The sequence below is a fragment of the Natronomonas amylolytica genome, assembly GCF_037031205.1.
In the GTDB taxonomy this organism is placed as follows: Archaea; Halobacteriota; Halobacteria; order Halobacteriales; family Haloarculaceae; genus Natronomonas; species Natronomonas amylolytica.
On sequence record NZ_JAYEZM010000005.1, the window covers coordinates 19937 to 42514 of the forward strand.

20 protein-coding genes and 1 tRNA gene are annotated in these 22578 nt (G+C 65.0%); 18 read left to right on the top strand and 3 right to left on the bottom strand.

Translation table 11 applies throughout. The features are described 5' to 3' along the window. Positions 1-12 precede the first annotated feature (12 nt). Together U5914_RS08065 and U5914_RS08070 are read left to right on the top strand one after the other, a co-directional pair. Positions 13-1071, top strand: coding sequence for an aldo/keto reductase (locus tag U5914_RS08065; protein ID WP_336135249.1), 1059 nt, complete (start codon positions 13-15; stop codon positions 1069-1071). Between the two features lie 72 nt (positions 1072-1143). Next, positions 1144-1467, top strand: a complete 324-nt coding sequence (locus tag U5914_RS08070; RefSeq protein WP_332312509.1) for a DUF5811 family protein — start codon at positions 1144-1146, stop codon at positions 1465-1467. Between the two features lie 4 nt (positions 1468-1471). On the opposite strand, the gene U5914_RS08075 is transcribed toward U5914_RS08070, so the two are convergent. Then, positions 1472-2656 carry an NAD-binding protein gene (locus U5914_RS08075; protein ID WP_336135250.1) on the bottom strand — a complete coding sequence of 395 codons (1185 nt, stop codon included), beginning with the start codon at positions 2654-2656 and terminating at the stop codon, positions 1472-1474. Positions 2657-2776: 120 nt separating this feature from the next. Between U5914_RS08075 and U5914_RS08080 the strand changes: the two genes are divergently transcribed. From U5914_RS08080 to U5914_RS08145, 14 genes are all read left to right on the top strand, one after another. Next, complete coding sequence (locus U5914_RS08080) at positions 2777-3988, top strand: DUF8167 domain-containing protein (protein ID WP_336135251.1); 1212 nt, start codon at positions 2777-2779, stop codon at positions 3986-3988. Then, positions 3985-5169, top strand: coding sequence for a DUF8167 domain-containing protein (locus U5914_RS08085; protein ID WP_336135252.1), 1185 nt, complete (start codon positions 3985-3987; stop codon positions 5167-5169). The genes U5914_RS08080 and U5914_RS08085 overlap by 4 nt, the downstream gene beginning before the upstream one ends. A gap of 37 nt (positions 5170-5206) precedes the next feature. Further along, positions 5207-5542 carry a ferredoxin gene (locus U5914_RS08090; RefSeq protein WP_336135253.1) on the top strand — a complete coding sequence of 112 codons (336 nt, stop codon included), beginning with the start codon at positions 5207-5209 and terminating at the stop codon, positions 5540-5542. Positions 5543-5596: 54 nt separating this feature from the next. Further along, positions 5597-5681, top strand: a tRNA-Leu gene (locus U5914_RS08095). Between the two features lie 600 nt (positions 5682-6281). Continuing rightward, positions 6282-8147 (top strand): ABC transporter substrate-binding protein, encoded by a 1866-nt coding sequence (locus tag U5914_RS08100; protein WP_336135254.1) that lies wholly within the window; start codon positions 6282-6284, stop codon positions 8145-8147. 154 nt (positions 8148-8301) lie between these two features. Further along, positions 8302-9375 (top strand): ABC transporter permease, encoded by a 1074-nt coding sequence (locus tag U5914_RS08105; RefSeq protein WP_336135255.1) that lies wholly within the window; start codon positions 8302-8304, stop codon positions 9373-9375. Further along, positions 9372-11084: an ABC transporter permease gene (locus tag U5914_RS08110; RefSeq protein ID WP_336135256.1), complete on the top strand. Its 1713-nt coding sequence runs from the start codon at positions 9372-9374 to the stop codon at positions 11082-11084. The genes U5914_RS08105 and U5914_RS08110 overlap by 4 nt, the downstream gene beginning before the upstream one ends. Continuing rightward, a complete protein-coding gene (locus U5914_RS08115) occupies positions 11084-12433 on the top strand; it encodes an oligopeptide/dipeptide ABC transporter ATP-binding protein (RefSeq protein ID WP_336135257.1) in 1350 nt (449 codons plus the stop codon). The genes U5914_RS08110 and U5914_RS08115 overlap by 1 nt, the downstream gene beginning before the upstream one ends. After that, positions 12430-13773, top strand: coding sequence for an ABC transporter ATP-binding protein (locus U5914_RS08120; protein ID WP_336135258.1), 1344 nt, complete (start codon positions 12430-12432; stop codon positions 13771-13773). The genes U5914_RS08115 and U5914_RS08120 overlap by 4 nt, the downstream gene beginning before the upstream one ends. Positions 13774-13782: 9 nt before the next feature. Next, positions 13783-14235: a DUF7555 family protein gene (locus tag U5914_RS08125; protein WP_336135259.1), complete on the top strand. Its 453-nt coding sequence runs from the start codon at positions 13783-13785 to the stop codon at positions 14233-14235. Between the two features lie 78 nt (positions 14236-14313). Then, on the top strand, positions 14314-14850 hold the full coding sequence (locus U5914_RS08130) for a DUF7529 family protein (protein WP_336135260.1): 537 nt from the start codon (positions 14314-14316) through the stop codon (positions 14848-14850). Positions 14851-14923: 73 nt separating this feature from the next. After that, the gene (locus tag U5914_RS08135) at positions 14924-15454 is read left to right on the top strand and encodes a DUF5813 family protein (RefSeq protein ID WP_336135261.1); all 531 of its coding nucleotides are present in this window, start codon (positions 14924-14926) and stop codon (positions 15452-15454) included. Between the two features lie 171 nt (positions 15455-15625). Beyond that, entirely contained in the window at positions 15626-17425 is a 1800-nt protein-coding gene (locus U5914_RS08140; protein ID WP_336135262.1) for an ATP-binding protein, read from the top strand. Positions 17426-17482: 57 nt separating this feature from the next. After that, on the top strand, positions 17483-17896 hold the full coding sequence (locus U5914_RS08145) for a universal stress protein (protein ID WP_336135263.1): 414 nt from the start codon (positions 17483-17485) through the stop codon (positions 17894-17896). Positions 17897-17933: 37 nt separating this feature from the next. Here the strand turns inward: U5914_RS08145 and U5914_RS08150 are convergent, their stop codons facing one another. Further along, positions 17934-18776 carry a KaiC domain-containing protein gene (locus U5914_RS08150; RefSeq protein WP_418766753.1) on the bottom strand — a complete coding sequence of 281 codons (843 nt, stop codon included), beginning with the start codon at positions 18774-18776 and terminating at the stop codon, positions 17934-17936. Between the two features lie 164 nt (positions 18777-18940). On the opposite strand from U5914_RS08150, the gene U5914_RS08155 reads away from it, so the two are divergent. Continuing rightward, complete coding sequence (locus tag U5914_RS08155) at positions 18941-19753, top strand: NAD(+)/NADH kinase (RefSeq protein WP_336135264.1); 813 nt, start codon at positions 18941-18943, stop codon at positions 19751-19753. 451 nt (positions 19754-20204) lie between these two features. Continuing rightward, positions 20205-21137 (top strand): GTP cyclohydrolase MptA, encoded by a 933-nt coding sequence (gene mptA / locus U5914_RS08160; protein WP_336135265.1) that lies wholly within the window; start codon positions 20205-20207, stop codon positions 21135-21137. Here the strand turns inward: mptA and U5914_RS08165 are convergent. Beyond that, positions 21134-22525, bottom strand: a complete 1392-nt coding sequence (locus U5914_RS08165; protein WP_336135266.1) for a PAS domain S-box protein — start codon at positions 22523-22525, stop codon at positions 21134-21136. The two genes, mptA and U5914_RS08165, sit on opposite strands and share 4 nt — an antisense overlap. Positions 22526-22578: the final 53 nt, after the last annotated feature.

The following is a 22578-nucleotide window of genomic DNA, read 5'->3' on the forward strand; positions in this document are numbered from 1 at the left end:
TAACGAGGGGATATGAACTATCGGACGCTGGGCGAATCCGACGTTGAGGTTTCGGAAATCGGCTTCGGCGCGTGGACGGTCGGCACCGACTGGTGGGGCGACCGCACCGAACAGCAGGCCATCGACATGCTGCAGTACGCCGTCGACCAGGGCATCACCTACTTCGATACGGGCGACGTCTACGGCCACGGCAACTCCGAGGAACTGGTCGGGAAGGCGCTCGCACCGGTGCGCGACGAGGTCAGCGTCGCGACGAAGATCGGCTACGACTTCTACAACAACCCGCAGGCGGGCCACGGCGAACTGCCCAAGGAGATGGACCGCGAATACCTCGAAGACGCCTTCGAGAAGTCGCTTGACCGCCTCGACATGGAGAAAGTCGAGATGCTCCAGTTGCACAACGCCAACGTCGACGAGATCGACGCCGACGTACTGGAGTTCCTCGACGAGGTCCGCGAGGAAGGACGGGCCGACGCCATCGGCATCGCGCTGGGGCCGTCTATCGGCTGGCTCGCGGAAGGTGACCTCGGCATCGAAGAGGAGTTCGATTCGGTCCAGTTGGTCTGGAACCTCTTCGAACAGGAGGTCGGCAACCACTTCCTCGATACCATCGAACGCACGGGGTCGTCGACGAGCCTGATTCCGCGTGTCCCCCACTCCTCGGGCCTTTTGAACGAGCAGGTCACTCCCGAGACGGAACTCGACGAGGGCGACCACCGCGCCTACCGGCCCGACGAATGGTACGAGACCGGCTGGGAGAAACTCGAAAAGATCCGCTTCCTCGAACGCGACGGCGAGCGGACGATGGCACAGGCCAGCCTCCAGTGGCTGCTCTCCCACGACCCGGTGGCGACGGTCACGCCGACCTTCCGCACCCGCGAGGACATCGACGAGTGGGCCGCCGCCAGCGAGGTGCCGCCGCTGTCCGACGAGGAGTACGAGCGCGTGCAGGACCTCTACGAGAGCAACTTCGACATCGAGGGCGACGACGGGATGGACGCGCTCCGCTCGTCGGTCGAAGGCGAGGACATCCAGTCGGCCGGCCTCGACAAGAAGTCCGCCGGTAGCTAACGTCACTGTCACTCCTTCACATACGAGCCGACGGGTTTTTCAGGACTAACGGTGTAACCGGACCACGTTCATATGCACGGAAACGCGCCTCACTCCGGCCGCTCCGAACCGACGCCTACCTCCGAGGACCGCCGCGCACTGCGGCGCGAACTCGTCGATATCGCCTCCTCGACCCGCGACCTGCTCGCCGACGACTTCGTTGTCGGAGGCGAGATCGCGGGTGACGACACCGGCCTGCAAGCGCGCGTGGCGGTCCAACCGCCCGTCGGAAAGGTCGTCTCCGCGGGGTTCGAACTCGGCGACGGCGAGGCCGAATCGCTCGCACAGGAACTCGCTGCTGGCGCGGTGCTGGAAGCCAAACACGCCGGCCGCGACCACCCCCGCGGCGCGCGATAAGCGCTTACTCGTTTTGCGAACGGTCCCCGTCGTCGAGCAGTTCCTCGACGACCCGTTCGGGTTCGTCGTTGCCGAACGCTGATTCGACCAGCAGTCGGCCGCCGAGTACCGCCGGACTGAGAACGATATCGGCGCCGGCCCGCCGGAGTTTGCGGACGTTCTCCCGGTCGGTCGCCGCGGCGACGATACGGAGGTCCGGGTTGAGTTCCCGGGCGGTCAGGATGGTCATCGCGTCCTGTGCGTCGTCGTTGGTCGCGGCGATGAGCCCGCGTGCGCGTTCGATGTGTAATCGGTGGAGCGGTTCCTCGTCGCTCGGGTCGTCGGTGACCACTTCGAAGCCGTGGTCGCGGAGCCGTTTGGCGTTCTCTGCATCCTGGGTGATGACGACGGCCTGTCTGTCGCCGAGGCTTTCGAGGATGGGTTCGGTCAGATCGCCGTAGCCGATGACGATGTAGTGGTTCTCCAACAGGTCGAGTTGTTTGTCGCTCATGTTTCCGAGTGCGGTTGCGAGGCGGGCTTCGATTAGCGGGCCGAGCAGGGTACCGAGGGCGACACCGAAACTGGCGACGCCGGTGACCAGCACCGACATCGAAAAGAGCCGACCGAACTGGCTGGTGGCGGTGATGTCGCCGTAGCCGACCGTCGAGGCGGTGACGATGGTGAAGTAGAAGGCGTCGAGGACGGTGTTGACGCCGTTGAACTCCTCGCGGAGCGCGTAGGTGCCGACCGTGCCGTAGACCTGCACGCCGAGGACGGCCGCCAGCGAGGCCAACTGCGTCAGACTGAGGTCCAGCGGCCGGGTAAAGTAGTCCCAGTTGACGAGGACGGTCGGCATCGTCAGCACCGACAGGGCCACCAGCGGATACGAGAAGACGCTCGACTGGGCCAGTCCCTGTAGTGCCGTCACCGGCAACAGGACGACGGTCGCGTACCACGCTATCCGGTAGCCGCGGCGGAGGCCGTAGGCGCTGAGCAGCACGAGAAAGCCGGTCATCGCGCCGGTGAAGCCGGCGGTCCGGGCGACGGCCTCGGGGATGTACACGGCCAACGGCCCCGTCACTTCCACGGTCCCGATGTTGACGATGCCGGTGATGACCGACAGGACCGCGACCACCGAGGTCAGCAGCACCGCCGCTTTCGTCCGGAGGAGCCTCGACGGTCCCGCCCCGTCGTCCGAGTCGGCCACCATGCTTGCGCTGTCGTTTCGCCCCGGATAAAACCCCACCGTTCGCCCGACACATCGCCGCCGGTAGGGGCGGCGTACTCCGGGGCGGTAGTGGTTTAACGTGGGGCGTCGTCTGCATCCGTCATGGTACAGGCGTTTCCGGTTGAGGTCCTTCTCGGCATCTATCTCGGCGTTCTCACGGGGATGTTTCCGGCACTGGTCGCGTGGGGATTGGGGTTCATCGTCCGGTATTTCACCGGCGTCTCCATCCCCGCGTTCGGTGTCGTCGTCCTCGCCTTGGCGCTTGCGGGCATCAACGGCGGTCTGCTGGCGCTGTCGGACCCGGCGGTCACCGAGTCGGGCTTTCGCATCGTCGTCGCCCTGTTGGTCGTGTTGATGCTGTCGCTGTACGCCCACGCGAAGGGCGACAAGATGGGCGCGGAGTTCCCGAAACGGCTCTCGTTCAAACGGCTCCGAGAGCGCACCCTCTCCAGCGACGTGGTCGAACTCGTCGGCTCCCGCGGCGAGGTGACCGTCGAGGTCGTCGGCGAAGTCATCGACATGGAGGGATATCCGCCCGTCTCGGAGGCGACCCGGACCGCCATCAAGAACGGGGAGTGGCGGTTCCCGGCGGACGTTCCCATCTCGGAATTGGAATCCCGCTTCGTCGAGCGGCTGAAGACGGAACTGGACCTCGTGGACGCCTCGGTTCGCATCGACGAACGCGGCAAGGCGACGGTCATCGCTGCACCGCCGCTGTCGGGGGTCTCCAAGCGGGTGCCCGCCGGCCATCGGGCCGTCTCGATAGACGCGCTCGTGCCGACGGGGCTGGCCCGCGGCGACGAGGTACTGGTCCTCTCGGAGGACCTCGCCGTCGGCGGAACGGTCATCGCCGCTCGGTCCGGCAAGAAGGAGGAGAACGCGGTACCCGACGGCGGGACGACCGGCGGCGACGCGCCGCCAGCGCCCGTCGCCGCACCGACGGCTACCGGTGGCGAAGGCCGGATAACCGTCGCCGTCCCGCGGTCGGACGCCGAGAAACTGCTGGGCATCCAGCGCGGGACGGTCGTCGTGACGGCGCGTGGCACCCGCCGGGAGTTCGAACTCATCTCGCTGCTTCGGCGGGCCGGCAAGCGGTTCCGGAAGTTGACGGTCAGGCCGGACAGCGACCTCGACGGCGTGACGCTGGCGGCGCTCAACGTCCGGGAGGTCCACGACGTCGCCGTGTTGGCGGTCAAGCGACCGGGCGGGTGGGAGGTCGCCCCGCGTGGCGACACGGAACTGCTGGCGGGCGATGACCTGTTCGTCGTCGGGAAACGCGATGCCCTGAACGGCTTCGAGGAGGTGGTCGCGTGACCCCCGCGTTGCAGTCCGCCCTCGGAGGCCTGCTGGTCGACGTCGCCCTCGGTATCGTGCTGGTCGTGTTGGCGGGGCTGATGGGCGCCGGGGTCGGCCTCCTGCACCGCTGGCAGGTCGACGACCAGGTGCCGGAGGGGCTGTCGGTGCTGGTCGGTCTCAGTGCGGTCGCGCTGTATCTGAACACCTCCGGGGCGCTCGGGCAGGTCATCACCGGCCAGCGCGACCTGCTGGCGCCCGAAACCGCCGTCTTCAACGTGATTACGTTCTTCGTGGCCGGCCTCGCGGCAGCGGCCGGCGGCCGACTCGGGGACCGAACGGGAATCGGTCTCTTCGCGGTCTCCGGGCGGAAATCCGTCGAGGCCGACCTCAGCCGTATCGTCAAGACCGTCGGCCGGGTGACGACGGTCGAAGTGCCGGACGAGATATACGACATCGACGGCTACAACCCGGTCGACCCGGCGATAAAGACGAAACTCGCGGGCCGGACGTTGCTGTTCCCCCGGCGGCTCACCGTTGAGCAGCTCCGTGAGCGACTCATCGAGCGGCTCCGGACGGACTACGGCGTCGGCCACGTCGACGTCGACCTCACCGAGACGGCCGAAATCGAGTACCTCGCCCTCGGCAGTCGGGAGGCGGGTATCGGGCCGACGCTCCCGCCGGGCAGCGCCGCCGTCGCCCTCAAGGCCGACCCGCCGAACAACGCCAGCCCCGGCGACGTCGTGCAGGTCTGGACGACCGGCGACGCCGAAAGCGGGACCGCCCCCGAGCGAATCACGAACGCCGAACTCCGGGGGACCGCCGAGGACGTGGTGACGCTGGCGATGGACGAAGAGGCGGCCAAGCGAATCGACACGGAGGCGCGCTATCGGCTGGTCACGCTGCCGGTCGAAGCCCGCGTCGACCGGGAGTTCGCGGCCCAACTCCGGTCGGCCGCCGAGACGATGGGTGTCGTCACCGTCCGCGAAGGGAGCGCGCTCGCACGGAGCGTCGTGGGCGCGGTGGACGTTTCCGTCGTCGCGGTCCGGACGAGCGACGGCGATATCGAGGCGATACCGCGGCGGAGTCGGGCGCTCCTGCCCGGCGAGACCGTCTATGCCATCGGCCTGCCCGACCGGCTTCGGAAACTGGAGCAGGCGGCGGCCGAGTCCGCATCGCCGGGCGAATCCGCCGCGCCGTAGTCGTTACACCCAAACCCACCGCCCCCCGAGTAGGCGTATGGCCGACGAGCCCATCGACCCGAGCGATATCGGGGAAGGCGACGCACCACCCATCGAGGAGGCGCCCTACAAGATAATCTTCGAGGCGAACAAGTGCATCGCGGCGGGCAAATGCGCGGAGGTCTCCGTCAACTGGGAGATGGACATCACGACGGGTATCGCCAAGCCCGACGTGTACTTCTTCGACGAGGAGGACCTCGACCACAACGTCAGTGCCGCTGAGGCCTGTCCCGCCAAGAAGGACCGCGGCGTCATTCACGTCATCGACCGGCGGACGAACGAGGAGATCGCGCCGGACCCGAACGGCGACGGGACGCTTTCGGTCGACTGGTAACGCTCGTCCCGCCACCGTAACGCCTTTGCGCGACACACGCGGACGTGGTGATGCGCGAGGGTGGCCGAGTCAGGACAAAGGCGGCGGACTTAAGATCCGCTCCCGTAGGGGTCCGTGGGTTCGAATCCCTCCCCTCGCACTCGCCGATGCGAACGTATGTGAGTAGCCGTGCGAGTGCGCGGAGGATTCGAAGCCTACCAGTCGCGCACAGCGAACGAAGTGAGCGAGCACGTCTGGTTTTGGTTCGAATCCCTCCCCTCGCATAGCGTGGTTCGGAGCGACCGCAGGGAGCGAGAACCACGAAAACGAACGGCGAGCGAAGCGAGCCGTGAGGTTGGGCGACCTGAGTGAAGCGAAGGTCGCCATTAGTGAGCGGCGCAGCGCGCCGCGAACTTGTGAGGTGGTGGCTCGAACGAACGTGAGTAATCTCCCATTAGAGACGCGACCGCAGGGAGCACCTCCGTAATACCGAGCAGAGCTTCCCGCATGCCGCCGTCGCGCGTGTTCCTGAAACCAAACTGAACATTTCTCCAATCCACACCGACATGTAGGCGTGCAAACTTGATTATATGGTTAAAAACATCCTTCTGGGTAACAATTGCCTCTCGATGACGGCGTCTCTCCGGGTGTTTTATCACCGCTACATCCGAGCGAGGCCGAATCGAGGGGGTGCCACCCCGCTTACTCTAGTGGTTTTTCCCTCGGATTTATAACGGACGAGGGATATGGGACAGACGAGATGTCAGACAAAGACTCCCTTTCACGGAGGACGTTCCTGAAGGCGACTGGCGGTACCGCCGGTGCCGTCGCTATCGCTGGCTGTGGTGACAGCGGTAACGGCAATGGCAACGGTAACGGAAACGGCAACGGCGACGACGATACGCCTACCGCCACGCCGGAAGACGAGACCGTCTATACGACGGAAGCCCCGAAAGCCCAGGAAGCCTGGGAGACCGTCGAGAACAACCCCGGTCCCGATGCTGAGGACATCCGTACCGAGGCATTCGTCGAGATCGAGGAAGCGGTACGCGACGACATGGTTCTGCTGCCGCTGTACCACGAACTCACCGAGTGGTTCTGGTACGACTGGGTCGACATGCCGAAGTTCGGCTCGCTCGGCATCCACCGCCTCCAGCACAACACCACGACGGTCGACACCTCCTCCGACGAGAAGGACGAGAACGTCCTGGTGATGATCAACGGGACGATGTCGACGATCGACCCCATCCGCTCGGACGACACGGCCTCGGGCCGGGTCATCCAGCAGATGTACGAGAACCTCGTCAACTACATCAACGGGAACCCGGAGATCGAAAACCAGCTAGCCGACTCCATCGAGGTCTCCGACGACGGTCTGACCTACACCTTCAACCTCAAGCAGGGTGTCACGTTCCACGGGGGCGGCGAAATGACCGCCGCCGACGTCAAGTACTCGATGCGGCGCCTCGCCGAATCCCCCAACAGCGTTCGGGCGAACTTCGTCCTCGACAGCGGGTTCCTCGGCGTCGAGCACGAGACCGACGACGAGGGCAACGTCGTCCCTGACTCGCTGGCCCTCGAGGTCGTCGACGACTACACCCTCGAGATGACGATTCAGACCCCGCAGCCGGCCGCACTCGACATTCTCGCTTACGACGCTTTCGGCGTGATGCCGGAAGGCTACGTCGGCGACGTCGAGGGCTACGATGGCGAGGTCACCGCCGACGAAATCAACAACGAGGCCGAGAACGGCACCGGTCCCTTCGAGTTCGAGGAGTGGGCCAGCGCCGACTTCGCGGAGGTCACCGCCTACGGTGACTACCACGGCGACGGGCCGGAACTCGATGGCATCCGCTGGAGCATCATCGAGGACGACAACGCCCACCAGACGGCCTACCTCGAGCGGAACCTCGACCTCTTTACCATCCCGACCTCCTTCTACAACCCCGACAACGTCGACGCCGAGGAGGACGACCAGGGTCGCGACGCCGGTACCTACGGTCCCCTCGAAAACGGCGACACCGTCAACTACCTCGGCGTTCCCACCCTGTCGGTGTTCTACGTTGCATTTAACGTTCCCCAGGTGCCGAAGGCGGTCCGCCAGTCCGTCGCGTACGTCACCCACCACCAGGAACTCATCGACCAAGTGTTCAAGGGTCGCGGTGCGCCCGCGTTCAGCTTCACGCCACCGGGCATGTGGCCGACCGGTCCCGACGGCTACAACCAGTGGGTCGACAACTGGCCCTACTCGCGCAACGAGACCGACCGCGAGTCGGCCACGCAGACCCTCAACGACGCCGGCTTCACGGCCGACGAGCCCTTCGACATGACGCTGACCACCTACGACTCGGAGGTCTTCCAGGAGTTCGGCCGCCTCACCCGTGACAAGCTCGACGGCACCGGTATCAGCCTCGAACTCGAGACGGCGCCGTTCAACACGCTCATCAGCCGCGGTGAGGAAGGCGACCTCGAGTTCTACTCGCTCGGCTGGATCTGGAGCTGGGTCGACCCCGCCTACGGCCTGTTCGGGTTCGAGCCTGAAAACACCGACACGAGCACGATGCCCGCCGAGACGGACGGCTACTACCTCGACTGGCAGGTCGGCCTCGAAGGCAGCGACGAGTAAACCCCTCCGTTGTCGGCTTTTTGGCGGACGCATAGCTAGCCAGATGTCCCGATATAACCGGTGAGCCGCCGCGAAACCACGATACCTAAGAACCTCCGATGTATATCCACCGAATAGCTCAAAATATGTCGATTGAACGGAGTACTGATACGATATGAGCCGCTGGAGATACTTCTTCAAGCGGCTGTTACTCTCGGTGCCCGTCCTGTTCCTCGTGATGACGGTCATCTTCGTCGTCCTCCGGATGGGGCCGCTCGACCCGGTCGCCGCGATGCTCGGTCCGGGCGGGTTGTCCGGGGCCGACGCCAACGCGATACGCGAGAGCCTCGGATTGAACCAGCCGCTCTGGCAGCAGTACATCGACTTCATCACCGACCTGATAACCTTCAATCTCGGACAGTCGTGGGTTCTGCACCCGAGCCGGAGCGTGTTCGAACTACTCCGTACGTTCGGCCCGCGAACGCTGTGGCTCGGGTTCTGGTCCATCCTCCTGCCGCTTTTCATCGGTATCCCGCTCGGCTTCTACGCGGGGATGAACCCGAACAGTTGGGGCGACTACGTCGCGTCCTTCGGCGGCATCGTCTGGCTGGCGATGCCGAACTTCTGGCTGGGCATCATGCTGTTGACCGTGCTTCGACGGACCGACGGCGGCGGCTGGTTCGGCTTCGACTGGTATCAGTTCGGCCCGAACACCGAGAGCCTCATCGGCGCTCCGTCGCTCGACTTCGTTGACGTCAGCAGTTGGGCCGACCTCGGCGTCGTCTCGATTCCGACCGGCCTCTCCTTCGAGTGGATGACGCTGGCGGTCGCCATCAAGGTCATTCTGCCGGCTGCCATCGTTCTGGGGTCGGCGTCGATGGCCTCGGAACTCCGAATCGGGCGGACGGCCGTCCTTGAGACTATCAACTCCAACTACGTCGAGACGGCCAAGGCCAAGGGGCTGTCGAGTCGCGTCATCGTCTGGAAGCACGTCTTCCGGAACGCGCTGATTCCGCTGCTTCCCATTATCACCAACGAGGCGTTCCTGCTCATCGGTGGCTCGGTCATCGTCGAGTCGGTCTTCAACATCAACGGTATCGGGCGGCTGTTCTTCCAGGCGGCCGTACAGGGTGACCTGCCGCTTGCCGGGTCGCTCATCTACATCTTCACACTCATCATCATCTTCCTGAACATCGTGCAGGACCTGCTGTATACGGTTCTCGATCCACGCGTGGGGTACGACCAATGAGCACTCAGACAGACGACATGACGCTCCGTGAGCGTATCGTTACGAACCCACGTCCGGCGCTGCTGTGGCTCGCCGGGTTCGCCCTGCTGGTCGCCGTCGAACTGGGGCGATTCGCACGCGGCGTCCTCGCGTTCGGTGACGCCCTCTGGTTCCTCATCACCGGCCTCGCGAAGGGACCGGGCTGGGTCGAAGGCAACGTCGCCGGCACGCTCGGTTCGGTGGCCGGCAGCATCGCGTACCTGTTGGCGGCGCTGTTGTTCCTGGGGCTTGCGGCAGTCGTCGTCAAGTGGCTGTTCGTCCCGATATCCATCGTCGACCGCCTCGGCATCGAGCGGAGCGCCGGTCAGGAGGAACTCATCGAGCGCGGCCTCCTCGCGCTCGGACTCGGTGTTCTCGCGGCCCTCATCGTCTGGACGCCCCTCGGCGGCGTTCTCGATGCGGTCGTCACGGCAATCAGGGGCGGCGTCGAATCGGTCGCCTCGATGCAGACGCTGACCAGCCGCGAGACGATTCCGAATCAGGGGTATCAGAACCCCGACGGCAGCGGCTGGGAGGAGACCTTCATGGGACTCTCGCCCGCGTGGGCGTGGGCGGTCCGCGTGCTGGTAATCTACGCCTACGCCTTCCTCCTGCTCGGGTGGCTCTGGAAGGGCTACGACACCTTCCGCGAACACTACCGCGAGGCCGACTGGACGCCCCGCGACGACAGCGTCAATCGCTTCCGGACCCACTACTGGGGCATCTTCGGCCTCGTCGTGGTCTTCGCCTTCGTCGTGATGGCCATCTGGGCGCCCGCTCTCGGCCCCGTCACGGCCGAGGGCAACCTGTACAGTCCCTACGAAAACGAGTTCCAGTACACCGAAGACGGTGAGGTCAAGACGGTGACCCACGGCGCGGCGAACATCAACACCCGCTCGCAGGGGGGTGACAGCAACGTCGGGCCGCTGAGCTACGACCAGTACAACCGGTGGGCACCGCTCGGCACCAATCAGGACGGCAAGGACCTCTTTACCTACGTGGCCTTCGGGGCCAGAACGTCGCTGGTTATCGGCATCACGGCCATCGGCCTCGGGACGCTCATCGCGCTGGTGCTGTCGCTCGTGACGGCCTACTACAAGGGGTTGATCGACCTCTTTACCATCATCGCGAGTGATACCATCATCTCCATCCCGGCGTTCCTGATGGTACTGCTGTTATCGGTGGTCTTTCAGGAGGCCAACCATCCGATAGCACAGATATACGATGGGGGCTTCCTGTTGGCGCTCATCTTCGCGGGGGTGTACTGGCCGACGCTGTGGCGGTCCATACGCGGCCCCTCCTTGCAAGTGGCCGAAGAGGAGTGGGTCGACGCCGCCAAGAGCTACGGCCAGAGCCCGCTCATGACGATGCGAAAACACATGGCACCGTACATCGCGAGCTACATCATGATCTACGCGTCGCTGCTGTTGGGCGGTATCATCATCGCTACCGCCGCGCTTTCCTTCCTCGGGCTCGGTATCAATCCGCCGACCCCCGAGTGGGGGCGTATCGTCTCCTCCGGTCGCTCGTACGTCTCGACGTCGTCGTGGCACATCTCGACGCTGCCGGGCATAATGATCGTCCTCGTCGTCACCGGGTTCAACGCCCTGGGTGACGGCATCCGCGACGCCATCGACCCCGAAAGCGACATCAGCGGTGGCGACGCCGCCGCCACCGGAGGTGGTGGCTGATGGCGATGGAACGACAGCGGGAACGGCCGGCCGGCCGTACCGACGACATCGTGACCGTCCGGAACCTCCAGACCGCGTTCTTCACCGACAAGGAGACCATCCGCGCGGTCGACGGGGTCTCCTTCGACCTCACGCCCGGCGAGACGGTCGGCATCGTCGGCGAAAGCGGCTCCGGCAAGAGCGTCACGGCACGCTCGATTATGGGCCTCATCGAATCGCCCGGACAGGTGCTTCGCGGGTCGAGTATCCGTTTTAACCATCTGGAGACGGTCCGCGAGTTCGCCGAACGGTTCCCGAAACGGGCGGTGGACGTCGGCTCGCTCGCCGACCAGTACGACGCCGCCGACCTCTTCGACCGGTCGGGTATCGACGCGACGCCGACGGATTTCGGCTACGAGAGCGCCGAGGAGGCGACGGTCGCCGACTTCGTCGCCGCCGGCTACGGCGACGAGTTGGACCTCGTCGACGAAAACGACTGTATCTTCGTCACGGAGGGCGACCCCGAATCGCCCGAACACATCGAGGGCGGCTTCATCGAGATATCGCGACTCAGCGGCGAGGCCCAGCGTGCCATGCGAGGGGGCAAAATCGCGATGGTCTTTCAGGACCCGCTGACGAGCCTCAACCCCGTCTACACCGTCGGCAACCAGATCAAGGAGGCGCTCGACCTCCATCAGGACATGGACGGGCAGGAGGCGACCCGGGAGGCCATCCGCCTGCTGGAGGCGGTCGGCATCCCGGACGCGCGGCGCCGTATCCGCGAGTACCCGCACCAGTTCTCCGGCGGGATGCGCCAGCGTGCGGTCATCGCGATGGCGCTGGCCTGCGACCCCGAAGTCCTCATCTGTGACGAACCGACGACGGCGCTCGACGTGACCATCCAGGCCCAGATTCTCGACCTGCTCGCCGAGTTGCAGGAAGAGCGGGACCTCGCCATCATGTTCATCACCCACGACATGGGCGTCATCGCGGAGATTACCGACCGCGTCAACGTCATGTACGCGGGCGAAATCGTCGAGACGGCCGATGCCGAGTCGCTGTTCGAGAACCCGAAACACCCCTACACACAGGGGTTGCTCCGGTCGATTCCCGGCAACCAGTCCGGCGAGCGCCTCGAAACCATCGAGGGGAACGTCCCGACGCCGAACGAACCGGCGACGGATTGCCGGTTCGCGCCGCGGTGTCCGAAGGCCTTCGAGGACTGCGAGCAGGTCCATCCCGTTCCGGTCGAAGTCGACGAGGACAGCGCCGACCACACCGCTGCCTGTCTGCTGTATCCCGAGGACATGTCGACGGAACAGGCCGTCGAGTACCACATCAGCAAGGAGAGCCGAGGTGAGGACCGATGAGTTCAGACGTGACCCAGAGTCAGACCCAGAGCGTAGTATCGCCCGACGACGAGGACGTGATGGTCCGGGTTCGCAACCTGCGGACCTACTACGACGATAACAGCCTGTTCGGCGGCAATCCCGTCAAGGCCGTCGACGGCGTCTCCTTCGACATCAAGCGCGGCGAGACGCTCGGACTGGTCGGCGAATCCGGCTGTGGGAAAAGCACGCTCGGCCGGACGCTCGTCCAACTGGAAAACGCCACCGGCGGCGATATCCAGTTCGACGGCACGGACATCACGACGCTGTCCGGCAAGGAGATGCAGAAATGGCGACGAAACGCCCAGATGGTCTTTCAGGACCCCGACTCCAGCCTCAACGACCGGATGACCGTCGGCGAAATCGTCCGCGAGCCGCTGGACGTCCACGACTGGAAGACGCCACAGGAGCGCCGCCAGCGCGTCCGGGAACTGCTCGAAACGGTCGGCCTCCGGCAGGAACACTACTACCGATATCCCCACCAGTTCTCCGGCGGCCAACGGCAGCGTATCGGCATCGCCCGGACGCTGACGCTGGAACCGGAGTTCATCGTCCTCGACGAACCCGTCTCCGCGCTCGACGTGAGCGTGCAGGCGGAGGTCATCAACCTGCTGGAGGACCTGCAGTCCGAGTTCGGCCTGACCTATCTGTTCATCGCTCACGACCTCTCGGTGGTCCGGCACATCTGCGACCGGGTCGCGGTGATGTATCTCGGCCACATCATGGAGATCGGGCCGACCGAGGAGCTGTTCACCGACCCCTCGAACCCCTACACGCACGCGCTGCTGTCGGCGATTCCCGAACCGGACCCGACCGTCGAAAAGAGCCGCATCACGCTGCATGGGACGCCGCCGAATCCACGGTATCCGCCGGACGGCTGTCCGTTCAGCACGCGGTGTCCGGCACGAATTCGGCCCGACGAGTACGCCGACCTCGACGACGAGTTGTGGACGCAACTCACCACGCTCCGGGAGGTGCTCCGCGAGCGGCACCGCGCCGAGCGGACCGTTCGGGACCGCATCGGCGAACTGCTCGGCCGCGAATCCCGGTTCGGGACCATCGAGGAGATATACGACGAACTGTTCGGCGATTTCGAGGTACCCGAGAAGGTCCAGACGGTCCTCGACGACATCGCCGACGACGTTCGGGACAGCGACGAGGCCGCCGCACTCGAGACGATTCGTGCGGAGTTCGGCAGCGTCTGTGAGTCCGAGTCCCCCGAGTATCACGGGGTCAGCGATACCGGCCGTATCAGCCTCTGTCATCGCCATCAAGAGGGGTACCGCTCTCCCGCGCAGGTCCTCGAGGACCGACATCTCTGACCGGCGTGTATGAGCCGTGACGCCCCTCTCGCCGTTCGCCTTCGAATCGCGGCGCTGGTCTTCGTGGATGCCGCGGTGTACGCGCTCGTCGCCGCCGCGGTGACGGCTGTGCTGGCGTTCGTCCTCGGCGTGGCGACCGGCGGCGGGTTCGTCCGGATGAAAGCGTTGCTGTTCTTGGCCGGGTTCGGCCTGATGGCGTATTCGACGGTGCGGCTGTGGCCCAGTTCGCCGGAGGACCTCGACGAGGACACGATGTCCGGCGTCTCCCCGCCGGGCGGGTCGATTCCCGCCGCCACGAACGAGACGCGGTTTCAGACGTTCGTGCGAGGGCTGCCGCCGCTTCGCTGGATTCGGCCGCCGCCGCCGGACCGGCGGTTGTCGTCGGCCGGCAAACTCTTCTGGAGCAGCGTCGCCATCCTCCTGCTGTCGTATCTGATGGAGGCCGTCTTCGGCGTCGTCTAAGCGCACGGGGGCCGAATCTGCGGTCTCGGAACAACGCCGAGAGTTAAGAGTTATCCGGCTTCTTGTCACAGTATCACTATGGACCCGAATCCCGACCCGAACGACAAGCCGACGGGGGTTCGTCCCCAATCGCCGCCCGAACAGCAAGCCTGGCAGGCGACCCTCGACGACATGGAGGCCATCGAGGCCGAGCGTCGCGAGGACGGCTGGGACGTCACCTCGATGTTCGCCATCCACGTCAACCCCAAAAACCGGGACGTCGGTGACGACGACCGGTTCGGGCTCTCCTTTGTCATCCCCGACAACAAAGCCGACGCCTTCGAAGACGCCTACGAACGGGGCGAGTTCCCCGAGTACCTCGTCTACCGGCGCGAGGTCAAACAGTCGACGTTCATCGTCACCGAGTACATCGACCCCGAAAGCGGGACGATCATCCTCGTCGCGGGTCGATACGACAGTCGATACGCCGCCGGCATGGTCCAGTCAGCGCTCGACGAAGGGGAGTTCTACACCTACGTCCAGACCATCGACGGCACCGACCTCGGCGAGTTCTACCACGAGGACCTCGAAGCGTTCGTCGGCACCGACGAGGACACCGACCCCGAAGACGACTAACCCCGGTTCGACTCACCGTTCGGGACGCCCTCCCACGACGCCCTTTTGAACGTCACTCCCCTATCCGGTCGTAATGACCGACGACCTGCCGGACCGGTTCGTCCGCGCCTTCGAGGGCCACGAGGCCTTCGAGCGCGACGGCAAGTGGTTCGACGTGACGACGACGACGTTCGCCGGCCGGGTGACGGCCGCGGAAACCGACGACTGGGACCTCGCCTACACCCTCGAAGTCCGCGCGCCGATGCTGTCGGCGGTCACCGCCGATGTCGTCGGCTCCGCCGTCGAGGACGGCTGGTTCGACACCTACGAACGCCGCCTCGAAGACACCCACATGGCCGTTCGCCAAGACGTCGAATTCACCGACCAGCGCGTCTTCGAAGAATCGGACGACGCCGTCGCCGTCTTCGAATTCGAATGGGGCAACGCCGACCACGCTCCCGACATGGCCAAGGCGATGACCGAATTCGTCGAAGGCACCTACATGGAGGGTATCGTCCCCGGTTACGACTATCAACAACCCGTCTCCGAGATGCTCTCGCAGGCCCGCCAGTCGGCTGGGGACGGCAACAGCGATGGCCGCGGGAGCGGGCCGATGCCGTTATAAGATACATTTAAACGGGGTCTCCTCCCTGCAATCGTGCCGCGAACCGCTCGGGGTGTTTTTACCGGCCCGCTCGGCGGATGCTTGCGTCCGTTTTCTCCTCCGTCGTCTGTCCCGCTCTACTTCCACCGCGCCAAGAGAGGGTTTTTGACGGATGGCGAACACAGAACAGGTATGTCCGATTTGGGCGATTTCGAGGATTACGAGCCCGACGACGATTCCTCGTCCGGCGGCAGCGAACCTGTCGATGCTGGCGAGGACGAGGACGATTTCGAGGAGGTCGACGTCTCGCCCGCCGGTTCGGACCGCGGCATCGGGACGCTGTCGGCCTCCGAGGGTCTCATCATCAGCGAGGAGGACGACGACACCTGCCTTCGCGCCTACGTCACCGTCGAGAACCGCTCGGCGGTCCGCATCGGGAGCTATCTCATCGCCTCCTATCCCGACGGCGAGCGCCTCTTCTGTCGTATCGTCGCCCTCGAATACGCCCAGGAGTTCCGCTCGGACGACGCCACCGAGATTCACTCCCGCCGGGCGATGCGACAGGACGACATCGACGAGAACGACTACAAGTTCATGGCGTCGCTGGAACCCGTCGCCGTCCTCTACTCGGAGGGCGGCGAACTCAAACGCCGGATGACCGACCGCGTGCCGAAACCCGAAACCGTGGTCCGGCAGGCCGAGGATTCGGCGGAGATCAAAACCGGCCTCAAGATACCCGAGGAGGGCGTCTTCCTGGGGCATCTCTCCGTCGGCGGCGAGAAGGTCCGAACTGCGGCGGACCCGCCGACCATCGACTACCGCCTGAAGGACGACTACGAGTCCGGCGACCCGCTGGTCTTCCGGCACACGCTGGTGGCGGGCGGCACGGGGTCGGGGAAGACCCACGGCGCGAAGAACATGCTCCGGCAGTATCTGGCCGACGAGCGCTGGTACCCCATCGAGGACGGCCGCGAGGTCTCGCCGGCGGTCGTGCAGTTCGACCCGCAGGACGAGTACGCCCAGATGCACGACGACAATCCAGCCATCGACGCCGACTACGAGCGTCGACTGGAGCGGGAGGGAATCGCCCACGGTGGCGTCGACGACACCAAGGCGTTCGTTCCGAAGGTCGGCGATGCGACCTACGCCGCATCCCATCACCGCGCCGAGCAGGTGGAGTTCACCATCCCCTTCTCGATGGTCTACGACAACCCGTGGCTCATCGCGGGGTCGTCGCTCAACGACAACCAGTACGGCGCCCTCGTCAGCGTCCTCCTGCCCCGGTTCAAGAAGCAGTACGGCGACTCCGGAACCTATAGCCAGTTCAAGTCCTTCCTCGACGACCCGGCGCTACAGGAGGAACTCGACGAGTCCGGCCGGGTCCACGAGGCGACCTTCGATGCCATCAAGCGGCGCGTCTACGGCTTCGACGACGTCTTCGACCAGGAGGCCCGGCCCATCACCGACCTCGTCTCGGAGTTCGTCCGGCCCGGCGGCCTGACGACGGTGCCGACCTACCACATCAGCGACTCGCGGGCGACGACGACGGTCGTGCTGGCGGTGGCGTCGCTTTTGGTCGACGAGAAACTCTCGAACGACCCCGAGTTCGACCGCATCAAGGAGACGCCGCTCCTGCTCGGTATGGACGAGGCCCACAACTTCCTGACCGACGCCGACAGCGTGCAGGCCACCAAGGTCATCGGCAAGTTCGCCGACGCGGCCAAACAGGGCCGCAAGGAGCGCCTCGGCCTCTTTCTCATCACGCAGGACCCACAGGACATCGCCGACCCCATCTTCAAGCAGATAAACACGACCATCGTCCTCAACCTCGGCGACGAGGACGCCATCAAGGCCGTGAACATCCCGTCGACCCTCGAAAACAAAGTTCCGTATATGGAGAAGGGCCAGATGGTCGTCTACTCGCCGGACAACTCCGAATCGGTCGAACTCATCGGTCTGCCGCGGTGTCTGACCCGGCATGGACGGGACTGAGACGGGCCGGCGACGGGGCCGGCTACCTTTATCGGGCCCCGCCGCGTTCCTCCGCGTATGCGAGTTCTCGTTCCGATGGACGGCTCCGGGCAGTCCTGGAAGGCCTTCGAACACGCCGCCGAGCGGTTCCCCGACGCGACGCTCGTCGTGCTTCGGGTCATCGACCCCGTACAGGCTGGCTACGGAATCGGCCTCAACGGCGCCGGGGCCGGCCAGTGGTTCGATGCACAGGAGGAAGCCACGGAGAACCTCTTCGAGGAGGTCCGAAAGGACGCCGAGTCGGCGGGTATCGACGTCGAAACCCGAAAGGAGGTCGGCCGCCCGACCCGAGAGATAACCGACGCGGCGGCGGACTGCGACCAGGTCGTCATCGGAAGCCACGGGCGAGAGGGCGTTTCACGGATACTGCTCGGTAGCGTCGCGGAGAACGTGGTTCGGCGGTCACCGGTTCCCGTAACCGTCGTCAGGTAATCCCCGGCCCAATCTCGTGCCGAAGCGCGGCACCTATTTAAAAGATGTTCGCCTGCTGGTAGACCGAGATGCCGTCGCTGGTAATCTCGTAGGGTTTCGTCTCCCGTGAGTGGTTGGCGTTCCGTATCTTCTGTATCTCGACGGCCAGTCGTGTCTCCCGGAACTCCGAGCGGACGTACTGGAGGACGAAGACGCCGTCGGTGAGGTATTCGATGATGCCGTGGCGGGAGGCGTAGGGGTTGCCCTCGCTGGCCTCGCTCGTTACCATCGTCGTGACGCCGGCCTCCTTCAGCGCGCGCGTGAAATCGAATATCTCCATCCGGCGTTCGGCCTGCTTGTCGTACATCATCTCCAGTAGGGACACGGAGTCGAGGACGAGTCGCTGGGCGTCGAAATCGTCGACCAACCGCGGGAGGTCCCCGCGAATCGAGGTGAGGCTGTTGGCCATCTCGATGGGGTCGAGGTCGACGACGGCGAGTTTCCGGTCGTCGATGTACTCCTCGAAGGGCCAGCCCTTCTCCTCGGCGGCCTGAATGACGGCGTCGCGGCTCTCTTCGAGGGCGATGAAAATCGCCTTCTCGTCGTTCTCGATGCCCCGCTGGAGGAACTGCAGGCCGAAGGTGGTCTTGCCGGTCCCGGCGGCGCCCATGACGGCCAGAAGCGAGCGCTCGGGGACGCCGCCCTGAACCATCTCGTCGAGGCCCTCGATGCCGAGGTCGATACGTGGAATCTCGGACTCGAAGTCCTCCTCGAAGTCCTCGCCGCCGCCTCCGCTCTCGAACGCGCTTTCGAAGTCCTCCTCGAACAACTCCTCGTCCTCGCTCTCGTCGAAGGGCCCGTCGTCAGCGCTTTCGAACCAATCGTCCTCGTCGCCGCTCATGGTTGCCCTCGATCCGACTCGCGCATACCGACCTGTAAGTTCGCTACACCGTTAATGTTACCCGTACTTTCGTGTTCGACTCCCGGTTCGGTGGGCCACCGTCTTCGCCGCCCGTCCCGCCGTGTCGCCGGGGTTTTTGTCGGAGGACACCGAAGTCGGCGTCGATGCACGTCGGTATCGTCGCCCAGCGGGACAACCCCCGGGCCGCCGCCCTCGCGGACGAGATTCGCCGGAACGTCGACGTCTCCATCTCCCTCGATATGGCGACCGCCGAGAGCCTCGATAAACCCGGCGAGTCGGTCGGCGACCTCGCGGCCTGTGACCTCGTGGTCTCCATCGGCGGCGACGGCACCTTCCTCTTTACCGCTCGCGAGGTGACGCCGACCCCCGTCATGGGCGTCAACCTCGGCGAGGTCGGCTTCCTCAACGTCATCTCGCCCGAAGAGGCCGTCGAGACGGTCCAACGCGAAATCGACCGCTACCGTGCGGGCGAGACGGATTATCAGGAACTCCCGCAGGTCCGCGCGGAGGGCGACGGCTGGCAACTCCCGGCGTCGGTCAACGAGGTGACCGTCCTCGGCCCCCAGCGCGGTCGCAACAACGGCATCGGGACCGAAATCCGGGTCGACGGCGACCTTTATTCGGGCGGCCGCGCCGACGGCGTCCTCGTCTCGACGCCGACCGGGTCGACGGCCTACAACCTCAGTGAGGGCGGCCCCCTCGTCCACCCCGAGGTCCCGGCCTTCGTCGTCACCGAGATGTGCGCCGAGGGCGGGATGCCGTCGCTGTCGGTACCGACCGACGTCGAACTCACCATCCGCGTCGAGGAAGCCGCCCACGCCTTCGTCGTCGCCGACGGCCGAACGCGGGAGAAAATCGACCTCCCGACGAACGTTCGGATTCGCCGGGCCGAAAACCCGGTCCGAATCGCGGGGCCGCCGCTGGATTTCTTCGCCGCCCTCGGCAAACTGGAGTGAGTCGGTCGGGTATTCACTGTTCCATTTTATAAATAGTCAATCGGCCGGGAGGATGGGTCGGCCGCATGGCCGACCATCCGACCCGGGGAAGGGCAGGCGCGGTGCGGTCGCGGTCCTGGTGTCCTCGTGAACGACCGAAGGGAGTGAACGAGGGCTCAGGAGAGCTTGCTCTCTTGGTGGACTGAAAAGGCGAGACGCGCGAGACGCGAACGGAGTGAGCGTCTCGGTATGGGCGAACGGGGAGCGAAGCGACCCGTGAGCCCCGCTGGCGCCAAAGGGGAGTCGTCAGCGGACCGAGGGCTTTCCGGCTGTTTGCGGTCGAGTTGTTCCCAATCTTCATTTATAAATAAAATACGGCTCAGTCTACCGGAAACCACAGATAAGTTACACTGAATCCCTCTAGCTGCCCCTTTCGAAACGCCTAACGGCCGCCACGCCGTTTAAATATGTAATGAGTAAGCAGCTGCCGGACGTACAGGCGTCCAGTCCCGACGTGAGCGTTGGGCTCAACCGGGTGGGCGTGACGGGCGTCGAAAAGCTCGTGAAACTCCACCGGGAGGACCAGCGCCCCATCGTGCTGATGGCGGAGTTCGACGTCTTCGTCGACCTGCCGAGTTGGCGGAAGGGCGCGGACATGAGCCGGAATATGGAGGTCGTCGACGAGATGCTCGAGGAGGCGGTCTCCGAACCCGCGCTTCGCGTCGAGGACATCTGCGGCGACGTCGCCGAGCGCCTGCTGGAGAAACACGAGTACACGACGCAGACGGAGGTCCGCATGGAAGCCGAGTACATGATTCGCGACGAGACGCCGGCCTCGAACCTGCCGACGCAGGCGACGGCCGACATCATCGCCTCGGCGACGGCCAGCGAAGACGGGACCCGCGAGGAAATCGGCTGTCACGTCGTCGGGATGACGGTCTGTCCGTGTTCGCAGGGCATGAGCGAATCGCGGGCCCGGGACGTACTGGAGGGTCTCGATGTGGACCGCGAGACCATCGACGAGTTCCTCGAGGAGGTGCCACAGCCGGGTCACTCCCAGCGCGGCCACGCCACGCTGACCGTCGAGACCTCGGGTGACCCGAGCGTCGACCTGCGGGAACTCATCGACATCGCGCGGGATTCGATGAGCGCGCGCATCTACAACCTCGCGAAGCGCCCCGACGAGGACCACATGACCTACGAGTCACACGCCGACGCGAAGTTCGTCGAGGACTGCGTGCGCGCGATGGCCGAGGGACTGGTCGAATCGTACCCGGACCTCGCCGAGGACGCGGTCGTCTACATGGAACAGTCCAACGACGAGTCGATTCACCAGCACAACGCCCACGCCGAGCGCGTCGCGGAGTTCAGCCAGTTGAAGCAGGAAGTAAACGGCGACAGCTAGTCGGCCCGTGGGAGGCGGACGGTGACCCGGTTGCCGCCGTCCTCGGTGGGCTCGAACTGTAGGGTGCCGTCCGAGAGGTCGACGATCCAGTAGACGAGCCAGAGGCCGAGGCCGGTGCCGTGGAACAGGTCGGAGAGTTCCGCGGCGCCGAAAAGCGGCTCGAACTCGTAGTCGGGAATCTCGGGGGCGTTGTCCACGACGACGAGTTCGACCTCCTGTCCGACAGTTCGGAGCCGGACCGATATCTCGGGCGTTTCTTCGGCGTGTTTCGCGGCGTTTTCGAGCAGCTCGTAGAGCGCGCGCCTGACCTCCGGGAGGGCGATGGCCGTCACCGTTCCCGGTGTCTCGACGTCGATGTCGGCCTCGGGGAACGCCGAGCGAGCCATTTCGACGGTCTCGCGGACGACCTCCTGCAGGTCGAGGTGCTGGGGTGACTCCATATCGACGAGGGTCTCGACGATTTTCCGCTCCTTCTCGGCTGTCGTCAGGAGGTCCGTGCCGGTTTCGAGTATCGTATCCATGTCGTCGACGACCGCCGGACAGCCCTCCTCGCGGGCCAGTTCGGCGTGGCCGATGATGACGTTGAGGTCGTTCCGGAGGTTGTGTCGCAGAAGGTTGTCCATCACTCGAAGTTGGCGCTCGCGGCGGCGACGGTCGGTGATGTCGCGCGAGAAGCCGACGATGCGGGCGACCTCACCGTCTTCGATGATGGGTTGGGCCTGTACCCACACCCAGCGCCGGTAGTCCCGCCCGGGGTGGACGCGGTATTCGGTTTCGATGGCTTCGCCGGCCGACACTCTGGCCATGACCTCGCTGGCGGCTTCGCGGTCGTCGGGATGGATGGCGTCGAGAAAGCCCGCCGAGTCCTCCTCGATGCGCTCGACCGACTGGCCGTAGACGTCCTCGTAGGCGTCGTTGACGAACAGCACGTCCTCCCAGTCGGCGGTGAACATCCAGAGGACGTCCTTGGCGTTGGCGGCGAGTTCTTGCAGGCGCTGTTTCGTCTCCCGGTGGGCGGCTTCGGCCTCCTTCCGGTCGCTGATGTCCCGGGAACTGACGACGTAGCCGTCGAGGGCCGTGTCCTTCCGGTTCAGCATTCGGCTCTCCAACCACACCCACGACCCGTCCTTGGCCCGGTGTCGGTACTCGACGGTGTCGGTCGTATCCCCCTCGGCGACGATGAGTCGCCCGAACCGCTCCCGTACCGTTTCGATGTCTCGGGGATGTATCTGCTCGAAGGCGTTCAACCCGACGAACTCCTCGGAGGTGTACCCGAGAATCCGTTCGACGGCGGCGTTGGCGTACTTGTAGGTCCCACTTTCGTCGACGAGAACGATCTTGTCTTGGGCGAGATCGAGGAGCGTCGCCAGGCGCTCGCTGTCTTCCATCGGAGGGATGACCGAAACGTTCGGCGGCGAGCGTTATGTTGCTTGTGGCTAAT